The following is a 23,658-nucleotide window of genomic DNA, read 5'->3' as shown; positions in this document are numbered from 1 at the left end:
AGATGCCGGGCACCTGCGGGAGCGGGCTTGTGGGAGCAAAGCTTGCTCGCGAAGAACGATGACGCGACCTGACGATTGATCCGTGTCGCCTGCATCGCGAGCAAGCTTTGCTCCCACGGGTTTTCCCACCGTTAAAAAGCGAAAACCATGTGTCACTCAAGACTGGGCCAGCCATGAAACGCTACGAAAAATTCGCCGACGACATCGCTGAACTGATCCGCTCGGGCATGCTGGGGCCGGGTCAACGAGTGCCGTCGGTACGCTACGCCAGCCAGACCTACGGCGTCAGCCCGTCCACCGTATTCCAGGCCTATTACCTGCTGGAACGACGCGGCATGATCCGGGCCCGGCCGCGCTCCGGCTACTTCGTCAACGCCCATGCGCCAAGCCCGTTTTCCGAGCCTGCGATCAGTAGCCAGGTGCACGAATCCACCGAAGTCGACGTCAGTGAGTTGGTGTTTTCGGTACTGGATTCGATCAAGGACCCGGCCACCGTACCCTTCGGCTCGGCATTCCCCAGCCCGACGCTGTTCCCGCTGCAACGGCTGTCCCGTTCGCTGTCCAGCGCAACACGGGACATGGACCCGCGAATGGTGGTCACGGACATGTCGCCAGGCAATCCACAATTGCGTCGACAAATCGCGCTGCGCTACATGGTCGGCGGGTTGATGTTGCCCATGGAGGAGCTGCTGGTCACCAACGGTGCCCTGGAAGCCTTGAACCTGTGCCTGCAAGCGGTGACCGAGCCCGGCGACCTGGTGGCGATCGAGGCGCCGGCATTCTATGCCAGCCTGCAGGTACTGGAGCGGCTCAAGCTCAAGGCCGTGGAGATTCCCGTCCACCCGCGCGACGGTATCGACCTGGAAGTGTTGGAGCAGACACTGGAGCGCCATCCGATCAAGGCCTGCTGGTGCATGACCAGTTTCCAGAACCCCATGGGCGCAACCATGCCCGAGGCAAGGAAACAGGCCTTGGTGGAACTGCTACGCCGCCATCAGGTGCCGCTGATCGAGGACGACGTCTACGCCGAACTCTATTACGGCCAACAGGCCCCCAAGCCCGCCAAGGCGTTCGACACCGAAGGGCTGGTGATGCATTGCGGTTCGTTCGCCAAGAGCCTGGCGCCGGGCTATCGCATCGGCTGGGTCGCCGCCGGGCGCTTTGCGCAGAAGATCGAACGGCTCAAGCTCATGACCTCGCTGTGCGCCTCGATGCCAGCCCAGGCCGCCATCGCCGACTACCTGCAACACGGCGGCTACGACCGTCACCTGCGCAAACTGCGCTACGCCCTGGAAGAACAGCAAAGCGCGATGCTCGCCGCCATCGCCCGCTATTTCCCGGCCCAGACCCGCGTCAGCCAACCGGCAGGCGGTTACTTCCTGTGGCTGGAGCTGCCGGAGCAGATGGACTCGCTGAAACTGTTCCAGATGGCCCTGGCCCAGGGCATCAGCATCGCGCCGGGACCGATCTTTTCACCGACCCGGCGCTTCAGGAATTGCATTCGCTTGAACTATGGCAGCCCGTGGACCGACGTGTCGGAAAAGGCCATGGAGACGCTGGGGCGGATTATTCGGTCGTTTTGATATTGGAGCGCCTTTTATTGCCTCATCGCGAGCAGGCTCGCTCCCACAGTGGATTTACGGTGAAACGAATATCTCAGGTACTCAGCAAATCTCATGTGGGAGCGAGCCCGCTCGCGATGACGGCAGAACAGGCAACCCGTATCCCAAAGCTCAGCGCCCGCCCCCCAGGTCCACAAACGTCCCGGTCGCATACGAAGCCTTGTCCGACAGCAGCCAGATAATCGCCTCGGCCACTTCGTCCGGACGACCGCCCCGAGCCATGGGAATCGCCGATTCCAATTTGCTGACCCGATCCGGGTCGCCGCTCAGGGCATGGAAATCGGTGTAGATATAGCCAGGGCGAACCGCGTTGACGCGAATACCTTCGCCAGCCACTTCCTTGGACAGGCCGATGGTGAAGGTGTCCAGCGCGCCCTTGGAGGCTGCGTAATCGACGTATTCACCCGGCGCCCCCAGGCGAGCAGCCACCGACGAGACGTTGACGATACTGCCGCCCTGCCCGCCATGCCGGGGCGACATGCGCAGCACCGCGTGCTTGGCACAGAGGATCGGACCCAGCACGTTGGTCTTCATGATCTTGAGAATGCGGAACTCGGACATTTCATCGAGCCGGGACTTGTGGGCCACCGTGCCGGCGTTGTTCACCAGGGCGGTGACACGTCCCAGCTCGGCATCCACCCGGTCGAACAGGCTGATCACCTCATCTTCGATGCTCACGTCGGCGCGCACGGCCATCGCCTGTGCGCCCTTGGCCCGCACCTGTTCGAGCACCTCTTGCGCGGCACTTTCATCCGATTGGTAATTGATACAGATCCGATAACCAAACTCGGCAGCCAACAGCGCCGTGGCCGCCCCGATGCCGCGACCGCCACCGGTGATGACGATGACTTTATCCACGTTTGCTTCCCCCGTTCCACGGATAGACGTCCGGCCCAAGAATAGCGTTGACCGATGCGTTTGCACAAAACGCCCGGCTCAGCGGACCAAAACGCCTGTTCAGCGGGCTATGGCCCGTAGGTCCAGGCGTCCGTCCAGCAGCGGCGGGCACCAGTAGTAACCACCGGTGATTGGCCGGCTCATGCGATACAGGCCGTCGGTGATACCGTCTTCCAGGCCACTCATGCGTCGCAGTTGTGCCTCGAAGGCATCGAGGGAGAAGCCGAACGCCAGGAACATCAGTCCTGCACGGTCACCTTCGATCCACGGCATGGAGCGACGTACCACGAACGCCTCCGGGGCGAAACTTTCCTGGGCGGTGCGCTTGACGTGGGCCGACTCCGGCGCGTCGTCGATTTCTTCGTTGTCGCTCAGGCGGCGGCCCATGATGTTGTCGCGTTCGTGGGGCTGCATCGCCGCGAAACCGTCCAGGTCATGCTGCCACTGCTGGATCGCGGCAAAACTGCCACCGCGTACCCCGTCGGCGCCCTGGGCCAGGGCGGCGGCGATGGCCGCTTCGTCATGAGGGTTTTCGGTGCCGTCTTCGTAGCCGGTCAGGTCATGGCCAGTCATATGGCGGAAGGTTTCGTTCATCTGCACCAGGCGCAACACCGGGGCCAGCGCGGCCTCGATGGTGCGACTGCGGTGCATCAGCTCGCCGCGGTCTTCGCCGTGCAGCCAGCACCACAGCGCGTGCTGGGTCGACGGGTTGTCCACGCCCACGCCGGCCAACGCAGGAAAGGCCCGCAGGCCTTCGACCTGGGCGCCCAGCGCCTGGACCAGCGATTCGCCGAAGCCGACCACGGCCCGCCCATCGAGCAGCGACTGGAGTTTGTCTATCGCAGCCGGCAGTGCCTCGACCGATTCCAGGGCAAAAAACAAATGACGGGCCTGAGGCGGAACAGGGGTGGCGAGAATGCCGGGCTGGTAGTAACTCATGTGAACTCCTTTAGAAAGGGCACAAGTCTACCCGGCAGCCGTGGGGGTTTACCATGCGACACCGAGGGCGGCTGCCAAAAGATTTTCGTAGGAAGACTCCCGCGAGCCAGTCAGACGACTCGGAACCTGACCTGAGCCCGATAGCAGCCAATTGCCGAGCAACCGAAAACCTCCTAGATTGACCAGCCCCAAGATGCCCCAGGCATCGCAAGCTGCCGGATGCAGAGCGGCTTGAACCACCGCCATCCAAGGAGACGGTCCGACATGCACATGGCTAAATCGATACTCGCAGGCACTTTTTTCCTGCTCTACGGGGCGGCTCCGGGCTTTGCCCAGGATCGTATTGAAGAGGCCGTCAATGCCACGATCCAGCCATTGATGAAGCAACAGGACATCGCCGGCATGGCTGTGGCGATCACCTACAAGGGCCAACGCCATTACTTCAACTACGGCGAGGCCTCCAAGGACACGAAAAACCCGGTCACCGACCAGACCCTCTTCGAAATCGGCTCGATCAGCAAGACCTTTACCGCCACCCTCGGCGCCTATGCCCAGGCCCAGGGCAAGTTGTCCCTGACGGACCCGGCCAGTCGCTTCGCTCCCGAGCTGCGCGGCAGCGCCTTCGACGGCATCAGCCTGCTCAACCTCGCCACCTACACCGCCGGCGGCCTGCCGTTGCAGTTTCCCGACGAGGCAGACCATCCGGACCGGATGTTCAGTTATTACACGACCTGGAAGCCGCTCTACCCGGCCGGCACCCAGCGGCTCTATTCAAACCCGAGCATCGGGTTGTTCGGCTATCTGGCAGCCCGCAGCATGGGCCAGTCGTTTGACGAGGTAATGGAGCGCACACTGATGCCAGGGCTGGGCCTCAAGCACAGTTATGTGCGGGTGCCACAGGATCAGTCGGGTCGATACGCCCAAGGGTATGCAAAGGACGGCAAGCCTGTCCGGGTCGGGCCTGGTGCCCTGGACTCCGAGGCTTACGGGGTGAAGACCAGCTCATCGGACCTGATTCGCTTCGTCGAGGCCAACCTGCGCCCCGGAAAACTGGACGCCAACCTGCGCCAAGCCATCGCCACGACTCATACCGGGTTCTATAAGGTCGGTGGAATGACCCAGGGGTTGGGTTGGGAGTTCTACCCCTACCCGCTCACCGTGGATGCGCTGCTGGCTGGCAACTCGACGCAAGTCGCGATGACGCCAAACAAGGTCGAACCGCTGGATCCGCCTCGCCCTGCGCCGGCCAATGCCTGGATCAACAAGACCGGTTCCACCGGCGGCTTTGGTGCCTACGTGGCGTTCGTGCCCGGAAAGGACATGGGGATCGTCATGCTTGCCAACAGGAACTACCCGAACGAGGAACGGGTGAAAGCCGCGCACCGGATCCTCACTGCACTGGACGGGAAGTAAATCGGCGGGGTTACCTGTGGCGAGGGGATTTATCCCCGCTCGAGTGCGTAGCACTCGCCGGATTCTTTGACATGCAGAAATGCTGGGGCCGCTTCGCAGCCCAGCGGGGATAAATCCCCTCGCCACAGGGAGCCTCATCGTTACTGGAAGTCAATCATCCAGCGGCTTCGGCGGCCCTGCCGGCTTGACTGCCTTGCCAGGCTTGGCACCTTTCGTATCCTTGGCCGGTGCAGGCTCTGGCGCGGGAGGTGGAGCTGGAGGTGTCGCTTCTTTTTCGGCCGCAGGCAGTTTATCGACGGTGTCGAAGAGGTCTTTCAGTTCGATCGCCCCGGAATGCTCAAGCTTCTTTTCCCCGTCCTTGCCCACCAGGATGATCTTGGTCTGCGCACCGGCGCCCAACTTGAGCGAGCGAATCAACGCCATGGTGCTTTGCGGGTCCAGGTCCTTGCCATCGCGCTGCCCAATGGTATTGAGCACGGTATAGAGCACCATGTTGCGCTCAGAAAAGCCCTGCTTGCCTGCCGGCTCATCCAAGGCCTTTTTCAGGCTCACCCAGGCAGGGTCGACCGTACTGGGCGCGATGACGATCAGGGGACGTGCCCTGCCTGCATCCGCCACCAAGGGTGAGTCTCCATCGGCAGCGAACAGGGGGCTGGCGATGGCCAGCAAGGTAGCGAAGGTCAACGACCGAATGAGCATGCGCCTCTCCTTTTGATATTTACGCTGTACTGATTGCACAGGGCGGCGATTGTTCCGCGAGAGTCGCTCGATACTGCGCCTGCCTGACTTGAAGCTTAGGCCAGGGGGGTCATTGCGCAACCAGCCAACGCGTATGGGAGGGAGAGGTATGACTGCTAGAAGTACAGTCACCGCAAACGAGTGTGGGAGCGGGCTTGCTCGCTCCCACAATGGATCTCGGTGCCAGTTCTAGAACGCCAGCTTGAACCCGATCATCGCCAACATCACCGCCAGGCACGGGCGCAGCAGTTCGTCGGAGATGCGGCCCGACAAATGACTGCCCAGGTAGATCCCTGGCAACGAACCTACCAGCAGGAACCCCAGGATGTGCCAGTCCATGTTGCCCATGCTCGCATGGCCCAGGCCAGCCACCAGGGTCAGCGGCACGGCGTGGGCGATCTCGGTGCCCACCAGGCGCTTGGTGACCAGGAACGGATAGAGGATGAACAGCGCGACAGTACCCAGCGCGCCGGCACCGATGGAGGTCAACGCGACCATCGTACCCAGCACCAGGCCGGTGATGACCGTGAGCACGTTGAGTTGCGAACCGGAGGGATTGTAGTGGCCGCCAGCACGATCATGAGCGAATTGCAGCAGGCGCTTCTTGAACAGGATCGCCAGGGCAGTGGCGAACAACACAAAGCCCAGGGCCTGCTTGATCACCGCGTTCATGGCGTCGGGGGAGCTGTGCAGGCTGCTGAGGAACCACAGCGTCAAGCCGACCGCCGGCACGCTGCCCAACGTCAGCCAGCCGGTGATGGCCCAGTCGATGTTGCGGTTTTTGGCATGAACCAAGACACCGCCAGACTTGGTAATGGCCGCATACAGCAGGTCCGTACCCACCGCGGTCGCCGGGTTGATCCCAAACCACAACAGGATCGGGGTCATCAACGAACCACCGCCGACGCCGGTCATCCCAACGATGAAGCCGACCACCAGGCCCGCAACGACTAAACCGACATTACCGAAATCCATTAAACCCGTCTCAACACAACCGCATGAAAAATCTGGCCGCGAGCATAGCGATTTTTCTTATAACCCCCTATATCGATATGATCTATCTTTATTCCTTTCTCATCACATCACTGAACCGGCAGGAAGTTGAGGAACAGCAGGCTCTGGGCATAATTCAAGCCGATCCGCCGGTAGCGTTCGTCAAGCATCTGGGTCAGCAGGTCCAGCCGGGCGACGATTTTTCCGAACTCCACGGCGAAACTCAGGTTGCTGCCCTCCTCCGAAATCTCATTGGAAAACAGCAGCGGTTTGCCCTCCTTGTTCTGCCGCTGACTTAGCAACCAAGTGGCTTTTTCGATATTGCGCGCCGCATTGCTGACAAAGCGCGGATCGATGGTGTCGGTCATGTAGAACTCCAGGCGATTGCCGTGAGCAGTGACCAGCATGCTACCGATGGCATAGATGAACGCCCCGACCCGATCACCGAGAAATTCCGGGCTCATGGCATAGCTCAGGGCAGCCAGATCCTTCTTGCCGCCCAGGGTCGGTAAGGGTTGTTGCTGCTCGATGGCCATGCGCACTTGTTTTTCCGCGGTGCGGGCGTCGAGAAAGCCGGACTTGCGCAGTTCCTCGGGGTTGCGCAGGTAAAGCTTGCTCATCAGCAGATAGAGGCTTTGCAGGTTGTCGTGCATCGACAGCGTGGCCATGCGGTCGACGCTGGTCTGCAAGAACTCCTGGGGCCTGGCGTTGCTGAACTGCGTGACCATGTCCTGCCCCTGCTGCTGGCTGCAGCCGCCGCTGAACAGCACCGACACACCGACCAACAACGCCATGCCGCGGCGGCGCAACCTCATCACAGAATAAAAAACACCGGCCATCGAGTCTCGGTCTGGGCATGGGGAAGCGATGGGGGTCGCCGCTTCCAGGCCAAGGATAGAGCGGTAAAAAACGCAAAAGTGCAGTGTCCGGTGAAAACCCGCAGCCTTCCACGACAACTCAAAAACCCAATTAGTATTACTTTTTAATTGATAAATCTCTATTAATGACTATAAATCCCTTCTCAACCAACAAATAGAAAGACTACTAACCCGAAAAACCTTCAGCGCTGTCCGACCAGTAACGGACTCGCCCCGCGTTCAAAACAACAACAAAACAACAGGAAGGAAGGTCATACCATGCTTGAATCCAGACAACTGCTCACGGCCCTCGGAGTGTCTCTGATGATCGCCACCTCGGCTTCCCAGGCTGCCGGCCTGACCAACGAACGCGGTACGTTCGGCAAGACCGACGACGGCACGGCGGTGGAAAAATTCGTGCTGCGCAACAGCCACGGCATGGAGGCCACGGTCATCACCTACGGCGGCATCCTGCAGTCATTGAGCGTGCCGGACAAAAACGGCAAGGCCGCCGACATCGTGCTCGGTTTCGACGATGTGCAGGGTTACCAGAAGAACGGCAGCGTGTATTTCGGCGCGACCATCGGCCGCTTTGGCAATCGCCTGGCCGACGGGGCTTTCGAGCTGGACGGCAAGCGTTACCAGGTGCCGCAGAACGACCATGGCAACTCCCTGCATGGCGGCCCACAAGGGTTCGACAAGCGCGTCTGGAAGGCCGAGCCCCATAATGCCAAGGACTCGGTGGGTGTCACCCTGACCTACCTGTCACCTGATGGCGAGATGGGCTTTCCCGGCGCACTGAAGACCGACGTCACCTACAGCCTCAACGAACAGAACGAGTTGCGCATCGAGTACAAGGCCACCACCGACAAACCCACGGTGCTGAACCTGACCAACCACAGCTATTTCAACCTGGCCGGCGCCGGCAACGGCGACATACTCGAACAGATCGCAACTCTGCACGCAGCCCATTACACGCCGGTCACTGGAAAACTCATTCCCACCGGCGAACTGGCCCCCGTAGCCGGCACACCGATGGATTTCACCCAACCCACCGCCATCGGCACCCATATCAAGGCCGATCACCCACAACTCAAATTCGCCGAGCCGAAACAGGGTGGCTTCGATTTCAACTGGGCGCTGGACGCCAAGGGCGACGTGACCAAACTGGCCGCCGAGGTGTATGACACCGATTCCGGACGCCGCCTGCAGCTCTACACCAGCGAGCCTGGCGTGCAGTTCTACACCAGCAACTTCCTCGACGGCACCGTCAAGGGCAAGCATGGCAAGGTCTATCCGCACTGGGGCGCGTTCACCCTGGAAACCCAGCACTACCCCGACTCGCCCAACCAGCCGAACTTCCCCTCGACGCGGCTCGATCCAGGCCAGACCTACACCCAGACCATGGTGCTGAAGTTCTCGGCAAAATAACGTCCCCGCCGACTGACCGTTCCCACGCTCCGCGTCACGCCTTTGGGACGCGGAGCATCCCGGAAAGCATTCCCACGCAGAACGTGGGAACGCTCATCAGGTGAACACCTGATCTATCCTGCTGCCACAGCACTATCGGTCTAAACAACAGGAGGTAGCCATGAAGACTCTGGAATTGGCCGGCGTGTCCGTACCGGTGATCGGCCAAGGCACCTGGCGCATGGGTGAGGAACCGTCCCATCACAAGAAAGAAGTAGCGGCCCTGCGGCTGGGAATCGAATTGGGCATGACCCTGATCGACACGGCGGAGATGTATGCCGAGGGCGGAGCCGAAACCGTCGTTGGCGAAGCGATCACCGGCCTGCGCGACCAGGTTTTCCTGGTGAGCAAGGTCTATCCCCACAACGCCAGTCGCAAAGGCATTCCCCTGGCCTGCGAACGCAGCTTGCGCCGGCTCGACACCGATTACATCGACCTTTACCTGCTGCACTGGCGCGGTCAGTACCCGCTGGAGGAAACCGTCGAAGCCTTCGAACGCCTGCGTGAAGAAGGCAAGATCGGCCGTTGGGGCGTGTCGAACTTCGACGTGGCGGACCTTGAAGAACTGGCCGCGCCAGCCTGCGCGACCAACCAGGTGCTGTACAACCTGCAAGAACGCGGTATCGAATTCGACCTGCTGCCCTGGTGCCAGAAACGGCCCATGCCAGTCATGGCGTACTGCCCGGTCGGCCAGGGCGGGCACCTGCTCAAGGATCACACCCTGGGACAAATCGCCGAACGCCATCGCGCCACACCGGCGCAAATAGCACTGGCCTGGTTGCTGCGCCAGGACAATGTCATTGCGATTCCCAAGGCCGTGAAGCCCGAGCATGTGCGTTTGAATGCCGAGGCGGCGAACCTGAAGCTTGAACCGCAGGACCTGGCCGCGCTGGACCTGATATTTCCCCAGCCTCAAGGCAAGCAGCGGCTGGCGATGGTTTGACATCCAATCCTGGGATTCACACCGACCTGTGGCGATGGAGTTTTTCTGTGGGAGCAAGGCTTGCCCGCGATGCGGACACCTCGTTCCCCAGGACACCGCGTCGTCTTCATCGCGGGCAAGCCTTGCTCCCACCGGGGATAGGCCTTGATCACAGCTCGGCCTGAATACCTGGGGATTTCAGAACAACCCCATCTGCCCACCCACCAACGTCGAAAAATCATCCTCCACAAACGGTAGGATCGCATCCGCCACCGGCTGTAGCTGTTTGGTCACGTAGTGGTCGTAATCGATGGGTGCATTGCGGGTTTCCAAAGGTTCAGGGCCGGCGACGGTGATGACGTAGCTGATCCAGCCGCCGTTCTGGTACTGCCGCGGCCGGCCCTGACGCTGGTTGAACTCATCGGCCAGGCGCGCGGCCCGCACATGGGGTGGGACATTGCGCTCGTAGTCTTCCAGTGGCCGGCGCAGGCGCTTGCGGTAGACCAGCCGATCATCGAACGCGCCGGCCAGGGTCTGCCGCACATAATCGCGCACATAATCCTGATAGGGCTGGCGGTGGAAAATCCGCCCGTACAGTTCCTGCTGGAATTGCCGGGCCAGCGGCGACCAGTCGGTGCGCACGGTTTCCAGGCCCTTGTAGACGATTTCGTCGCTGCCGTCGGCGCGTGTCACCAGCCCGGCGTAGCGTTTCTTGCTGCCTTCCTCGGCCCCCCGAATGGTCGGCATCAAGAAGCGCTTGAAGTGGGTTTCGAACTGCAACTCCAGCGCGCTCTCCAGCCCGAATTCGTCACGTACGTACTCGCACCACCACTGGTTGACGTGCGCCACCAGCTCGCGGCCGATCCTGGCCGCCTCTTCCTGGCCGTGGGCCCGGCGTAGCCAGACGAACGTGGAGTCGGTATCACCATAGATCACCACATGCCCCTGGGCTTCGATCAACTGGCGGGTGCGCTGCATGATCTGGTGACCACGCAGGGTGATGGACGAGGCCAGGCGCGGATCGAAGAAGCGACAGCCACTGGAACCGAGCACGCCATAAAAAGCGTTCATGATGATTTTCAGCGCTTGGGACAGTGGCGCATTGTGTTCGCGCTTGGCGGTTTCCCGGCCTTCGGCGACCCGGGCGACGATGGCCGGCAGACAATGTCGGCTACGAGAGAAGCGCGCCCCGCGAAAGCCGGGTACCGATTCCTGCTCATCCGGGTGGCGCAGGCCTTCGATCAAACCCACCGGATCAATCAGGAAGGTACGGATGATCGATGGGTAGAGGCTCTTGTAGTCCAGCACCAGCACCGACTCGTAGAGCCCCGGCTGGGAGTCCATGACAAAGCCGCCCGGGCTGGCTTCGGGTGGACGCTGGCCAAGATTCGGTGCGACGAAACCTTGGCGGTGCATCAGCGGCATGTACAGGTGCGTGAAGGCCGCCACCGAACCACCGCTGCGGTCCGCCGGTAGGCCGGTGACGCTGGCCCGTTCCAGGAGGAACTTGAGCAGTTCGGTCTTGGCGAAGATCCGCGTCACCAGCTCGCAGTCCTTGAGGTTGTAGCGGGCCAGGGCCGGCTTGTCCTCGGCGAACATGCGATTGATCTCGTCCATGCGCTGGTACGGGTTATCGATGGACTTGCCCTCCCCCAGCAGCGTCTGGGCGACGTTTTCCAGGCTGAACGAGGGGAAACTCCAAGTGGCTGAGCGCAGGGACTCGATACCGTCGATGATCAGCCGGCCAGCGGCCGAGGCGAAGAAGTGATTGTTGCGCGTACCGTGTTCGCGCCATTGCATTTCTTCGCCACCGCGCCCCAGGCGCAACGGCACCGCCAGCCGTCGGGCGTGTTCATGCAGCACCCGCAGATCGAATTGCACCAGGTTCCAGCCAATGATTCCATCGGGGTCGAAACGGGCGAACCAGTCGTTGAGTTTTTTCAGCAGCGCCGTGCGTGATTCGCAGTATTCCAGCTGGAAATCCACGCCGCTATCGTCGCCGTTGGCGGGCCCGAGCATGTAGACCTGGCGCTCACCACAGCCTTCCAGGGCAATCGAGTACAGTTCGCCCTGGGCGGTGGTTTCGATGTCCAGGGACACCAGGCGCAACGGCGGCCGGTAGTCGGGCGCCGGCTTCATCTGGACGTCGACCAGCAGGCCATCGGCGGCCGGCGTACCGCCAAACCAGACCGGTGCGGTGATGAAGCGTTCCATCAGGTAGCGCTCCGGCGGCCGGATATCCGCCTCGAACACCTCCACACCGGCACGGCGCAAGGTGGTGTCCAGGCGCATCAACTGGGCGTGTTGCTGGCAATACAGCCCCAACACCGGACGGTGTTCGAAATCCAGCAGGTCCAGGGGACGGAGCTCTATGTCCTTCTCCCCTTGCAGCAGGGCTTCGAGCTGGCCGCGCTGGATCTGCGGCACAAACGCCACCGACGGCTGCACCGGCAGGCGCACACGTCGGGGGCCGGCATCAGTCACCAACCAGAACTCGACTTCGGTGCCGGCCGGGGTATCGCGCCAATGCCGGGTCAGGACGAAGCCCTGCTGTAAATCCACCGCTGCAACCTCGAATTTTAGGTGTACCGCGATTCTACCTGTGGCGAGGGGATTTATCCTTCTGTGGGAGCAAGGCTTGCCCGCGATGCAGGCGCCCCGTTTCCTCTGGGAGACCGCGCCGGCGCCATCGCGGGCAAGCCTTGCTCCCACAAAGGGACTCCCCTCGCCACAGGGGAATGACATCACATCGGTGGGAAATTCACCGACAATGACGCTTTTGGACGACTGGCCGCCGCTTTACCGCTTGCTCTGCGCCGTTGGGTCTACGATTCTTTAATCACCCGCAAAAACAACACCTGAGGCTCCCTCCATGAAAACCGTCGCGCAGTTGCTCCGGATAAAAGATGAGAAGAACCAGCAAGTGCACACCATCTCACCGGACGACATGGTATTGCAGGCCCTGATGCGCATGGCCGAGAAAAACGTCGGCGCCTTGCTGGTGGTGAAAAACGATGAAGTGCTGGGCATCATCAGTGAGCGCGACTATGCGCGCAAAATGGTCTTGCATGGCCGCTCTTCGGTGGGCACGAAAGTGAGCGATATCATGGTCTCCCCGGTGATCACCATAGACCCGCACCAGAATGTCGAAACCTGCCTGAGCATCATGACCGAAAAGCACCTGCGGCATTTGCCGGTGGTCGAGGACGGCAAGCTCGTCGGCCTGCTGTCCATTGGCGACCTGGTCAAGGAAGCCATTGCCGAGCAGGCCGACCTGATCCGACAACTGGAGCAATACATTCGCGGCGAATGAGCCCTCGGCAGGCGGTGTGAAACGTAGCGAATTTCCCCACCGCCTGCCGGACGGGTTGCTCATTCTCAACGCACTTCTATATTGAAGGGGTTGTTCCTGCCGAGCATCCCTATGGCCGACGCCGCCCGACTGATCATTTGTGAACATTGCGATGCAGTGTACGAGCCGGTTGTGCTCGCCCCGCACCAGAAAGCCTCGTGCGTGCGCTGCCACGCTGTAATCCAGCGCTACAACGGCCTGACCATCGAGCAGCGCCTGGCCTTGAGCGCAACGGCCGCGGTGCTGTGGGCCTTCGCCAACATCTACCCGGTCATGAGCATCCGCCTCCAGGGCCTGAGCAACAGCGCGACGTTATGGGACTCCATCGTGGCGCTGAGCCAGGGGCCGATCACCTTCATCGCCCTGGTGACAGCGGTGGCAATCATCATTGCACCGGCCTTCCAACTGGTGCTCCTGCTCTGGGTGCTGGGCCATGCCTACCTCCAGCGGCGAGCGCCGGGGTTCAACCTGTGCATGCGCAGCCTGGAAACCCTGCGGCCCTGGAGCATGCTGGAGGTGTGCCTGCTGGGCGCGCTGGTGGCGGTGATCAAGCTCGCCGGCCTGCTGGACGTGCTTCCGGGGATCGGCCTGTTCGCCCTGGCGGCCTTGAGCCTGCTGATGATCCGCATTGCCGGGCGCGATGTCCGCGACCTGTGGGACAACCTGTGAACGACCAGCCGCTGGCCCCCCCACCAGAGGCCCGCGACCTGGACCTGTGCCTGTGCCACAGTTGCGGCCTGGCCTGTGACATGACCAACGAACCCCAGGCCTGCCCCCGCTGCGACGCCGCCCTGCACCGACGCAAACCCAACGCCATCACCCGGACCTGGGCCTACATGCTGGCCGCACTGGTGTTCTACATTCCGGCCAACCTGCTACCGGTGATGAATACCCAGATGCTCGGCGAAGGCGCCGACAGTACCATCATCAGTGGCGTCATCGAGTTCTGGCAAAGCGGCGCCTGGGACATCGCCCTGATTATCTTCATCGCCAGCATCGCCGTACCGGGCATCAAGTTCGTGGTCCTGACCCTGTTGCTGGTGACCGCGCAGCGGCGCAGCACCTGGGCCCAGGTCCAGCGGGCGAAGCTGTACCGGCTGGTGGAAGTCATCGGCTACTGGTCAATGCTCGATGTGCTGGTGGTGGCCCTGGTGGCGGCACTGGTCAAGTTCCAGGCCCTGAGCGATATCGAACCGCGGCCGGGGATCCTGTTCTTCGGCCTCGTGGTGCTGTTCACCATGCTGTCGGCCATGAGTTTCGACCCCCGGCTGATCTGGGACACTCAACCATCCGAGGAGGTCATGGATGAAGTCGCAAGCCACTGACGGGCAACAACCCGCACCCGGCCGTGCCCACGTCACCAGCCGTCGCTGGACGGTGTCGCTGGTATGGATCGTGCCGATCATCGCGGTGCTGGTGGGCATTTCCCTGGTGGTCCACAACTGGCTGCAGGAAGGCCCGACCATCACCATCACCTTCAAGACCGGCCAGGGCCTGACCGCCAACAAGACCCAGGTGAAATATCGCAACGTGGTCATCGGACAGGTCACCGACGTGCAACTGAGCGATGACCAGAAGAACGTCACCGCCACGGTCAAGCTCGCCAAGACTGCCGACACCTTCACCCACGAGGATTCGGTGTTCTGGGTGGTGCGGCCAAGGATCGGGGCCGGTGGGATCTCGGGAATCGACACCCTGCTGTCAGGAGACTTCATCGGCGCCGACGCCGGTCAATCGAAAGTGCGCGCCAAATCCTTCACCGGCCTGGAGAACCCGCCTCCCATCACTTATGGCGAACCGGGCAAGCGCTTCACCCTGCACTCCCAGGACCTCGGCTCGCTGGATATCGGCTCGCCGGTGTACCTGCGCAAGATCCCAGTGGGCCAAGTGGTGTCCTATGCCCTGGACGCCGAGGGCAAAGGCGTCGACATCGACGTGTTCGTCAACGCGCCCAACGATGTCTACGTCACCGAAAACACCCGGTTCTGGAATGTCAGCGGCGTGGATGTGAACGTCGGAGCCAACGGCTTCGCGGTCAAGACCGAATCGCTCTCGGCGCTGCTGCTGGGCGGCATCGCGTTCCGGGCGCCGGAATACAGCCCCAACGACACCCCTGCCAGCGAAGACAAGACATTCGAGCTGTTCGCCGACCAGCAGAGCGCCCTCGCCCCGCCCGATGGCAAGGCGCAGTACCTGGCCCTGCGGTTCGATCAGGCACTGCGCGGCTTGCGAGTCGGGGCGCCGGTGGAGTTCCTCGGCGTGGAAGTCGGCAGGGTGGTGGCAATCAATCTGGATTTCGATGAGAAACAGCGCAGCTTTCCGGTCAACGTCGGCGTGGTGATCTACCCGCAGCGCCTGGGCAAGGCTCATGAGAAGCTGCTCAAGAGCCTCAATCACAACCCGGACGACGAAGCCGCCGGCGCCCGCCTGATCGGCAGCTTCGTCGAACGCGGCCTGCGCGCCCAGGCCCGCAGCGGCAACCTGTTGACCGGGCAGTTGTACATCTCGCTGGATTTCTACCCCAAGGCGGAAAAAGTCACCTTCGACCCAAGCGCCCGCCCCGTGCGCATCCCGACCATCCCGGGCAGCCTCCAACAACTGCAGGAACAACTGCAGGCGATGATCGAGCGGATCAACAAACTGCCACTGGAGAGCATCGCCGGCAACCTGGATGGCAACCTGGTAGAGCTGCGCAAAGGCCTGGCCCAGTTCAACAGCAAGACCCTGCCGGGCGTACAAAGCACCTTGCAGGACGTGAGCAAGACCCTGCAATCGGCCAATTCGACCCTCGCCGAAGATTCGCCCCAGCGCGAACAACTGACCCAGACCCTGGACGACCTGGGGCGCATGTCGCGCTCGCTGCGCGAACTGTCGGACTACCTGAGCCGCCACCCCGAATCGCTGCTTCGCGGTCGTCCCAAGGACGCACCGGCACAGAACCTCACATTGCCGGTGAAAGAATGATCACAGGAGCCCGCCCCATGCCGATGACGCTGAAACTCACCCTGGTTGCCGTGGCGTTGCTACTGGGCGCCTGCCGCAGCGATCCGATCCACTACCACACCCTGAGCCCGGCCCAACCGGCCGGCCAGTCGCGCTCCGGCGTGGACATCCAGATCGAACAGGTCAGCGTGCCGCCCCAGGTGGACCGCACCCAGATCGTCATACGCCAGGGCAACAGCGGGCTGGCGATCCTGGAAACGCAATGGTGGGGCGCCAGCCTGGCCGATGAACTGCGCAGCAGCCTGGACGAACAACTGGGCAACCCCGGCGCGCCGAAAGCATTGCTGCGGGTGGACGTGCAACGCTTTGATTCGATCCCTGGCCGCTATGCCCGCATGGATGTGCAATGGCGACTGCGCAACCCGGGCAACGACGCCCGCCCCCTCACCTGCCGCAGCAGCCTGCAGACGCCGACGGGCGCCAGTATCGACGAGCTGGTGACGGCGCATCAGGAGAATGTCCGGCAATTTGTCGGCCTCGTCGAGCAGGCGGCCGCACGCAAGATGTGCCCTTGATTCACTCAGGCCAATGCAGCGACAGCACGGGCGCAACACGCGGATGGTGATCGATGCGCTCCAACAACTCGTAGAACGCTGGACGTGCGTTTAGCATCGCCGCCCGCGTATCTCTCCACTTCGTGATCACGGCCGCCAGGATATCCAGCGCCCCCGGTTCGGCACCGCTGAGAAAAGGTCGGGCCGGGAACTGGTCGGCAAACAGCGCCCAGTTGTGATACAGCCGTTGCTGCGTGCCGGATATCAAACGCTGCCGAGTCGCTTCGTCCGCATCCTCCAGCCAGCGTTGCGGAAAATCGATAATGCCGATGGGCGTGTAGCAATTGGCCGCGATGTAAACCAGGCCCCGTATGGCTTGCGCACGCTGGGCCGGATCTTGCGGAAGCAGCTTCGATGCGGGGAAGGTCAACCCGAGGTGGATCAGGATCGCCGCCGCCTCAGTCAGCACCGAGCCATCCGGCAACAGCAGGGTCGGCACCTGCTTCTGCGGGTTGAGTTTCTCAAGCTCTTTCGCTGCATCGCTGTCCTCGGTCGAATAGGCATCGACCCGCCGATAAGCCACCTTACAAAGACACAGGGCAACCTCCACCGCCGAGGAACCGGATTGCCTGTAACCGAATAACTGATACATGGACGCACCTCCTGCATAAGGGTTAGCCGGTAGAGCCTGGGAGCCTATCAGTGTTCCATCGAGCTGACCGGCAGTGGCCCAACGAGCTATCACTGCCGTCGATGTTCACCATCATGTCAATGAAGTTCTCTTGATGATCGCCCGGGACAACAATGGCCCCACACAAACCTACTGCACCCCGGAGCACACCATCATGAAACGCCAAGTCATCCTCAGCCTCGCTTTCTCTGTACTGGCCGCCAACGTATTTGCCGCCTCCTCGCAACCCGTCGTCGCTGAAGGCGGTTCTGATCGCCTGATCGAAAACCGCGTCGCTGAAGGCGGTGCCGATCGCCTGCTGGAACGTCGCGTCGCCGAAGGCGGTTCTGATCGCCTGATCGAAAACCGCGTCGCTGAAGGCGGTGCCGATCGTCTGCTGGAACGTCGCGTTGCTGAAGGTGGCTCCGATCGCCTGATCGAAAACCGCGTCGCTGAAGGCGGTGCCGATCGTCTGCTGGAACGTCGCGTCGCCGAAGGTGGCTCTGATCGCCTGATTGAAAACCGCGTTGCCGAAGGCGGTGCCGATCGTCTGCTGGAACGTCGCGTCGCCGAAGGTGGCTCTGATCGCCTGATCGAAAACCGCGTCGCCGAAGGCGGTGCAGATCGTCTGCTGGAACGTCGCGTCGCCGAGGGTGGTTCTGATCGCTTGATCGAAAACCGCGTATGAGTTGTTCCGTCGTCACAACGTTCCAGATAGCGCCCGCCCCCACACCATCCCAGTAAAGCCCGGCCTTATCCGCCGGGCTTTTACTTGGCCTGCGTTTGGCTAACGCCCCGACGTCCGCGCCATGCACCGCTGATAACGCTCATCCACCCGCTTGGCGAACCACGCGGTGGTCAGCTTGCGCGTAATCTTCGGGCTCTTGAGCACGATCCCCGGCAGTACCGCCCGCGGCAACGCCTTGCCCTCGGCCCGCTCAGCCAGCTCGAACACACGCTTGTAGAGCTTGCTGTCCTCGAATGCCAGGCTGTCACCCTGCTCCAATTGATCGCGAATGGTCGGGTTGCGCATCCCTAGCGACTTGCCCAACGTACGTACCGCCAATTCCGTGCTGCCTGGCATGATTGAATCATGGGCAACCAGATCGCCATCCAGCGCCAGGGAAATGCCCGACGCTACACTTACCGCATGCTGGAAAGCCGCGTTACGACTGGCGTACCACCCGGCATTGAAATCGGCAAAACGATACAACGGCTCGGTGTAGCTCACCGGATAGCCCAGCAAATGCGCGATACCGAAGTACATCCCGCCACGACGACTGAACACTTCGCGACGAATCGAGCCATCTACCGTATAGGGATAATTTCGCGCATTGGCCTGGGCAAAGGCGATGCTGACCTGCATTGGCCCACCCGTGTGCACCGGATTGAAACCGTCGAACAGTGTCTTGCCCAACGGCACCATGCCAATGAAGTCGTCGAAAATCTCGCTCAGTTCTTTCTCGCTACGCGCCGCGTTGAGCCGATCGCTGTAGCTTTTGCCGTTGGGCGAACGTACCTGGAGTGCACCACTGACCAACAGCTCCGGAACGTGCACCTTCGCCGCACGGCGGTTGATCTCCTGACGCGCGATCCTGCCCAGCCCCGGCACCGGCGGGTCGGCCTGGAACGTCGACTCCTGTTCGGTCACCGCCAGGACAGCACAGATGTTCTGCGTGGTGGTCGGGATCTGCTGAGCCGCGAAAGCGACATAGATATCAGTCGCCCAGCCCTCGCGATCCACAGTCTTGGCCGGCAGCAATCGCACAATCTGCGCCTTGACCTCGGCGGGCTGGCGCTCAGGCTCCTGGACCTGGCGGCTGCCGCAACCGGCAAGGGCCAGCAACGCGGCGACGCTGATCATCAATCGATTGAGTTGCATGGTGCTCCATCAGGTCTGTTATTCCGGAGCAACCATACGATCAAAAGCGGGTACGGGCTATGTTCTATCGCGCAGAGCACCGAAATGGTCCTGGAAGGAAACCGGCTCGATAGCCCCAGAAACCCAATGTGGGAGCGAGCCTGCTCGCGATGCCGACGGCACATTCACCATCGCCGCCAACTGACCCACCTCTATCGCGAGCAGGCTCGCTCCCACAGGGGAATGGCGGTGAATATAAAACTTGCGTCCAATCAAATCAGTGTGGGAGCCGAGCTTGCTCGCGATGACGGCGGCACATCCAACATCACCACCAACTGACCCACCGCTATCGCGAGCAGGCTCGCTCCCACAGGGGAATGGCGGTGAATATAAAACTCGCGTCCAACCAAAATCAGTGTGGGAGCCGAGCTTGCTCGCGATGACGGCGGCACATCCAACATCACCGCCAACTGACCCACCGCTATCGCGAGCAGGCTCGCTCCCACAGGGGAATGGCGGTGAATATAAAACTTGCGTCCAATCAAAATCAGTGTGGGAGCCGAGCTTGCTCGCGATGACGGCGGCACATCCAACATCACCGAAGCTGACCCACCGCTATCGCGAGCAAGCTCAGCCCCCACAGGGATTGGGGTGAACGCCGGATGTGTGAACACCCGCTCCCAGCGAAAATCCAGCGCTGATCAGATCCCGCTCAGCGCCAGATCCATCGCGAAATAAGTGAAGATCAGGTCTGCCCCCGCGCGCTTGATCGCGCCGAGGCTTTCGCGCACCACGCGGGCTTCGTCGATGGCGCCGGCCTGGGCGGCGAACTTGATCATCGCGTATTCACCACTGACCTGGTAAGCCGACAGCGGCAGGTTCGAAGCCTGGCGAATGTCACGGATGATATCGAGGTAGGCACCGGCCGGCTTGACCATCAGCGCATCGGCACCTTCCTGTTCATCGAGCAAGGATTCGCGCAGGGCTTCGCGGCGATTCATCGGGTTCATCTGGTAACTCTTGCGATCGCCTTTCAGCGCGCTGCCGCCGGCCTCGCGGAACGGACCATAGAGCGCCGAGGCGAACTTGGTGGAATAGGCCATGATCGCCGTCTGGCTGAAACCGGCTTCGTCCAAGGCCTTGCGAATGGCCTGGACCTGCCCGTCCATGGCCGCCGATGGCGCGATCACATCGGCACCGGCGCGGGCCGCCGCCACGGCTTGCTTGCCCAGGTTGACCAGGGTCCGGTCGTTGTCCACTTCGTGCCCGTGGAGGACGCCGCAATGACCATGATCGGTGTATTCGCAAAAGCAAGTGTCGGACATCACGATCATTTCCGGCACCGCGTCCTTGCAGATCCCGGCCATGCGCGACACCAGACCGCGCTCGCTCCAGGTGTCGCTGCCGTCGTTGTCCAGGTGATGGGACACACCAAAGGTCATCACCGCCTTGATGCCGGCACGGGCATAGCGCTCGATCTCGCCGGCCAGCTTCGATTCAGGAATGCGTACCACCCCCGGCATGCTCTTGATCGGCACGAAGTCATCGATTTCTTCTTCGACGAAAATCGGCAGCACCAGGTCGTTCAACGTGAACTCGGATTCCTGGAACAGGCTGCGCAGACTCGCATTGCGACGCAGGCGGCGTGGACGGGCTTCGGGGAACTGACTGGTCATGGGACTCCTGGCAAATGGATGCTCGATCACAAGGGGGCAAAGCTTATGCCCTGGTCGACCAGGGCACAAACGCCGGCAGGAAAACAGAGTGTTACCGGCGCGGCAATAATCGCCTCACAAGGTCAGCGAGCCATTGATGCAAGTCACCACCGCGCCGCCAATCCAGATCTCCTCCCCTATTTGCTCGACATGAATCCGCCCGGCCCGGCCCATGGTCAAGCCCTGGCTGACCACATAGGACGAAGGCGCCAGGCCCTTGTCCAGCATCCATTGCGCGAGCCCGGCGTTCAGGCTGCCGGTAGCAGGGTCCTCCGGCATGCCGTCACCAGCGATGAAGCCGCGCACTTCAAAGTGTGCCTCATCGCCATCCACGGCCCGATCCCAAGGTGCGATCACGCCCACGGCCAGATCGAGCAATTGATGATAATCAGGCTTGAGCGTCAGGACCTGCTGGCGATCCTTGAGCATCAAGGCCAGCCAGCCAGCACCATTATCGACCCATTGCGCCTCGACAATCGCCTCGGCGGCGAGCCCCAGCGCCTTGCGCACCCGCTCCAGCAGGTCGGCCTCCAGCGGACCGGACTTGAGCAAGGGCGGTGCGAGGAATGCCAACCCACGATCGTTGCGGCGAATCCTGACCAGGCCAACGCCACATTCCTGCACGATCTCCTGCCCTTTCGGCACGCCTCCGGCTTCCAGCCAGGCGTGGCAACTGCCCAGGGTCGGATGCCCGGCAAACGGCAATTCGGTCGAGGTGGTGAAAATACGCACCCGGTAATCGGCCTGCGGGTGCTGCGGCGCCAACAGGAACGTGGTTTCGCTGAGGTTGGTCCAGTTGGCAAAAGCCGCCATGCGCGAATCACTGATCCCATCGGCCCCCAGCACCACCGCCAACGGATTGCCCTTGAGGGGTACGTCGCTGAACACATCCAGTTGCTTGAAATCGAATCGGCGGGGCGGCGGGTTACTCATTCCGGGATCTTCAATCCACGTGCCACAGCCGGTCGGGCCAGGAAACGCTCCAGCACCCGCGTCACATTGGGGAAGTTCTGGATACCGACCAGATCACCGGCCTCATAAAAACCGATCAAGTTGCGTACCCAGGGAAAGGTGGCGATATCGGCAATGGTGTAACGCTCGCCCATGATCCAGTCCCGCCCTTGCAGACGGCCATCGAGCACCTTGAGCAGGCGCTTGCTTTCCTCGACGTAGCGATCGCGCGGCCGCTTGTCTTCGTAGTCCTTGCCGGCGAACTTGTTGAAGAACCCCAGCTGCCCGAACATCGGCCCGATCCCGCCCATCTGGAACATCAACCACTGGATCGTCTCGTAGCGCGCCGCCGATTCCTGGGCCAGCAGCTGTCCGCTCTTGTCCGCCAGATAAATCAGGATCGCCCCCGACTCGAACAACGCCAACGGTTGGTCCCCCGGCCCATGAGGGTCGAGAATCGCCGGGATCTTGTTGTTCGGGTTCAGGGAAAGGAACTCGGGCGACAGCTGATCGTTGCTGGCGAAGTCCACTTTGTGGGGCTCGTATGGCAGGCCGATCTCTTCCAGCATGATCGAGACCTTCACGCCGTTGGGGGTTGGCAGGGAGTAGAGCTGGAGCCACTCCGGGTATTGGGCGGGCCATTTCTGGCTGATGGGGAATGAGGTCAAGTCGGGCATGGGACAGGCTCGGCAATTAAGGAAAGGCCTGAGAATAATCCAAGATGTGCCAGACAGCACCAGCGCATCACGGGTTTCACACCGACCGTTCTTAATTCCGCAACATCCTGTCGCTAAGATTCGACTGACCTCCAAACAGGAGGCCTTACAGTGCACGGGATCAACCGAGATCGAACCAAAGGGCACGAAGAGACTCTGAGCAGTGCCCCTTTGGAACCGAAGCGGAGTAACGACACGGAAAAACACCCGAGGCCAACGCTTCCCGGTGCCCCAGGTTTGTCAGCCTGACTAGAGAGTTCAAAAGAACATTTATTCGATGATGAACCCACTGAATTTCGCCAGACGCTTCAAACGCCGTTCGTGGCTGTTGCTGCCGACGCTGCTTGTGACCTGTGGCCTGGTGCTGTCGCTGGAATCGAGCGTCAGTCGCGCCCAGCCAGTCGATGGCATCCAGACCCTGGTGTTCCTGCGCCACGCCGAGAAACCCGCCGGAGGCCTGGGCCAGCTCAACTGCCAGGGCCTTAACCGCGCCATCGACCTGGCGACCCTGCTGCCAGAAAAATTCGGCAAGGCCGACTACGTGTTCGCAGCCAACCCTACCCGCAATGTCGAAGAGGGTGAGCTGGACAATTCCTATAGCTATATTCGCCCGCTGATGACCATCAGCCCCAGTGCCATCAAGCTCGGGTTGCCGGTGAACATCAATTTTTCGGCCAACGATACCGGCGACCTGGCGGACGAATTGCTGCATGACAAGTACCACAACTCGACCATCTATACCGCATGGTCCCATGGCTACTTGCCGGAGCTGATCAACAAGGTTGCCGGCGAGGCCGTGGGCAAGAAGCAGACCATTACCGATGACTGGGCATCCGGCGATTATGATTCGCTGTATGTGCTGACCCTGACCTGGCACAACGGCAAGGCCAGCCTCACCAGCCAGAGCTACAAGCAAGGCTTGGACAACGGCCAGGAAGCCTGCCCGACTTGACCAAAAAGCCCCCCTGTGGGAGCGAGCCTGCTCGCGATAGCGTTGGCCCCATTGGCATTGATGTGACTGATGCACCGCTATCGCGAGCAGGCT

At 61.6% G+C, this 23,658-nt stretch carries 22 protein-coding genes; 11 read left to right on the top strand and 11 right to left on the bottom strand.

Annotated features, from left to right (window positions below; all coding sequences use genetic code 11):
- Positions 1-173 precede the first annotated feature (173 nt).
- Entirely contained in the window at positions 174-1,583 is a 1,410-nt protein-coding gene (mapR, locus tag PBDP_RS10345) for a GntR family transcriptional regulator MpaR (RefSeq protein WP_109751732.1), read from the top strand.
- Between the two features lie 150 nt (positions 1,584-1,733).
- On the opposite strand, the gene PBDP_RS10340 is transcribed toward mapR, so the two are convergent.
- Together PBDP_RS10340 and PBDP_RS10335 are read right to left on the bottom strand one after the other, a co-directional pair.
- Positions 1,734-2,480, bottom strand: coding sequence for an SDR family oxidoreductase (locus PBDP_RS10340; protein WP_212802193.1), 747 nt, complete (start codon positions 2,478-2,480; stop codon positions 1,734-1,736).
- 99 nt (positions 2,481-2,579) lie between these two features.
- The gene (locus PBDP_RS10335; RefSeq protein WP_212802192.1) at positions 2,580-3,458 is read right to left on the bottom strand and encodes a Dyp-type peroxidase; all 879 of its coding nucleotides are present in this window, start codon (positions 3,456-3,458) and stop codon (positions 2,580-2,582) included.
- Between the two features lie 264 nt (positions 3,459-3,722).
- Here PBDP_RS10335 and ampC point away from each other — a divergent pair, with 264 nt between their 5' ends.
- Positions 3,723-4,871, top strand: a complete 1,149-nt coding sequence (ampC, locus tag PBDP_RS10330; protein ID WP_212802191.1) for a class C beta-lactamase — start codon at positions 3,723-3,725, stop codon at positions 4,869-4,871.
- A gap of 150 nt (positions 4,872-5,021) precedes the next feature.
- On the opposite strand, the gene PBDP_RS10325 is transcribed toward ampC, so the two are convergent.
- From PBDP_RS10325 to PBDP_RS10315, 3 genes are all read right to left on the bottom strand, one after another.
- Entirely contained in the window at positions 5,022-5,570 is a 549-nt protein-coding gene (locus PBDP_RS10325) for a DUF4174 domain-containing protein (protein ID WP_116831957.1), read from the bottom strand.
- Positions 5,571-5,798: 228 nt separating this feature from the next.
- Entirely contained in the window at positions 5,799-6,584 is a 786-nt protein-coding gene (locus PBDP_RS10320) for a sulfite exporter TauE/SafE family protein (protein WP_109751727.1), read from the bottom strand.
- Between the two features lie 107 nt (positions 6,585-6,691).
- Positions 6,692-7,441 (bottom strand): hypothetical protein, encoded by a 750-nt coding sequence (locus tag PBDP_RS10315; protein ID WP_109751726.1) that lies wholly within the window; start codon positions 7,439-7,441, stop codon positions 6,692-6,694.
- A gap of 297 nt (positions 7,442-7,738) precedes the next feature.
- On the opposite strand from PBDP_RS10315, the gene PBDP_RS10310 reads away from it, so the two are divergent.
- Together PBDP_RS10310 and PBDP_RS10305 are read left to right on the top strand one after the other, a co-directional pair.
- Positions 7,739-8,890 carry an aldose epimerase family protein gene (locus tag PBDP_RS10310; protein WP_163854510.1) on the top strand — a complete coding sequence of 384 codons (1,152 nt, stop codon included), beginning with the start codon at positions 7,739-7,741 and terminating at the stop codon, positions 8,888-8,890.
- Between the two features lie 160 nt (positions 8,891-9,050).
- Positions 9,051-9,872, top strand: a complete 822-nt coding sequence (locus PBDP_RS10305; RefSeq protein ID WP_176688212.1) for an aldo/keto reductase — start codon at positions 9,051-9,053, stop codon at positions 9,870-9,872.
- A 177-nt stretch (positions 9,873-10,049) separates the two neighbouring features.
- Here the strand turns inward: PBDP_RS10305 and PBDP_RS10300 are convergent, their stop codons facing one another.
- Positions 10,050-12,413, bottom strand: coding sequence for a DNA polymerase II (locus PBDP_RS10300; RefSeq protein WP_212802190.1), 2,364 nt, complete (start codon positions 12,411-12,413; stop codon positions 10,050-10,052).
- Between the two features lie 310 nt (positions 12,414-12,723).
- Here PBDP_RS10300 and PBDP_RS10295 point away from each other — a divergent pair, with 310 nt between their 5' ends.
- The 5 genes from PBDP_RS10295 to PBDP_RS10275 all read left to right on the top strand — a co-directional run bounded on the left by PBDP_RS10295 (position 12,724) and on the right by PBDP_RS10275 (position 16,721).
- Complete coding sequence (locus PBDP_RS10295) at positions 12,724-13,164, top strand: CBS domain-containing protein (protein WP_030138503.1); 441 nt, start codon at positions 12,724-12,726, stop codon at positions 13,162-13,164.
- A gap of 111 nt (positions 13,165-13,275) precedes the next feature.
- Positions 13,276-13,872, top strand: coding sequence for a paraquat-inducible protein A (locus PBDP_RS10290; RefSeq protein WP_109751721.1), 597 nt, complete (start codon positions 13,276-13,278; stop codon positions 13,870-13,872).
- Between the two features lie 11 nt (positions 13,873-13,883).
- Complete coding sequence (locus PBDP_RS10285; RefSeq protein WP_162893901.1) at positions 13,884-14,528, top strand: paraquat-inducible protein A; 645 nt, start codon at positions 13,884-13,886, stop codon at positions 14,526-14,528.
- Positions 14,509-16,167 (top strand): PqiB family protein, encoded by a 1,659-nt coding sequence (locus PBDP_RS10280; RefSeq protein ID WP_109751720.1) that lies wholly within the window; start codon positions 14,509-14,511, stop codon positions 16,165-16,167. The genes PBDP_RS10285 and PBDP_RS10280 overlap by 20 nt, the downstream gene beginning before the upstream one ends.
- Positions 16,168-16,184: 17 nt before the next feature.
- Positions 16,185-16,721, top strand: a complete 537-nt coding sequence (locus PBDP_RS10275) for a PqiC family protein (RefSeq protein ID WP_109751719.1) — start codon at positions 16,185-16,187, stop codon at positions 16,719-16,721.
- 1 nt (position 16,722) lies between these two features.
- Here PBDP_RS10275 and PBDP_RS10270 read toward each other — a convergent pair whose 3' ends face one another.
- Complete coding sequence (locus PBDP_RS10270; protein WP_176688215.1) at positions 16,723-17,352, bottom strand: glutathione S-transferase family protein; 630 nt, start codon at positions 17,350-17,352, stop codon at positions 16,723-16,725.
- Between the two features lie 193 nt (positions 17,353-17,545).
- Here PBDP_RS10270 and PBDP_RS10265 point away from each other — a divergent pair, with 193 nt between their 5' ends.
- On the top strand, positions 17,546-18,058 hold the full coding sequence (locus PBDP_RS10265) for a hypothetical protein (RefSeq protein ID WP_063325134.1): 513 nt from the start codon (positions 17,546-17,548) through the stop codon (positions 18,056-18,058).
- Between the two features lie 99 nt (positions 18,059-18,157).
- On the opposite strand, the gene PBDP_RS10260 is transcribed toward PBDP_RS10265, so the two are convergent.
- From PBDP_RS10260 to PBDP_RS10245, 4 genes are all read right to left on the bottom strand, one after another.
- On the bottom strand, positions 18,158-19,252 hold the full coding sequence (locus PBDP_RS10260) for a DUF1615 domain-containing protein (RefSeq protein ID WP_163854520.1): 1,095 nt from the start codon (positions 19,250-19,252) through the stop codon (positions 18,158-18,160).
- A 680-nt stretch (positions 19,253-19,932) separates the two neighbouring features.
- On the bottom strand, positions 19,933-20,907 hold the full coding sequence (hemB, locus tag PBDP_RS10255) for a porphobilinogen synthase (RefSeq protein WP_163854522.1): 975 nt from the start codon (positions 20,905-20,907) through the stop codon (positions 19,933-19,935).
- A gap of 114 nt (positions 20,908-21,021) precedes the next feature.
- Positions 21,022-21,879 (bottom strand): PhzF family phenazine biosynthesis protein, encoded by an 858-nt coding sequence (locus PBDP_RS10250; protein ID WP_116831947.1) that lies wholly within the window; start codon positions 21,877-21,879, stop codon positions 21,022-21,024.
- On the bottom strand, positions 21,876-22,574 hold the full coding sequence (locus PBDP_RS10245) for a glutathione binding-like protein (protein ID WP_109751714.1): 699 nt from the start codon (positions 22,572-22,574) through the stop codon (positions 21,876-21,878). Before PBDP_RS10245 ends, PBDP_RS10250 begins: the two co-directional genes overlap by 4 nt.
- 316 nt (positions 22,575-22,890) lie before the next feature.
- Here PBDP_RS10245 and PBDP_RS10240 point away from each other — a divergent pair, with 316 nt between their 5' ends.
- Positions 22,891-23,565 (top strand): histidine phosphatase family protein, encoded by a 675-nt coding sequence (locus PBDP_RS10240; RefSeq protein ID WP_109751713.1) that lies wholly within the window; start codon positions 22,891-22,893, stop codon positions 23,563-23,565.
- Positions 23,566-23,658: the final 93 nt, after the last annotated feature.

The organism is Pseudomonas sp. St290 (assembly GCF_018325805.1).
GTDB lineage: Bacteria > Pseudomonadota > Gammaproteobacteria > Pseudomonadales > Pseudomonadaceae > Aquipseudomonas > Aquipseudomonas bijieensis.
The sequence above is the reverse complement of the archived record's forward strand: the minus strand, read 5'-3'. Positions and strand labels throughout refer to the sequence as shown.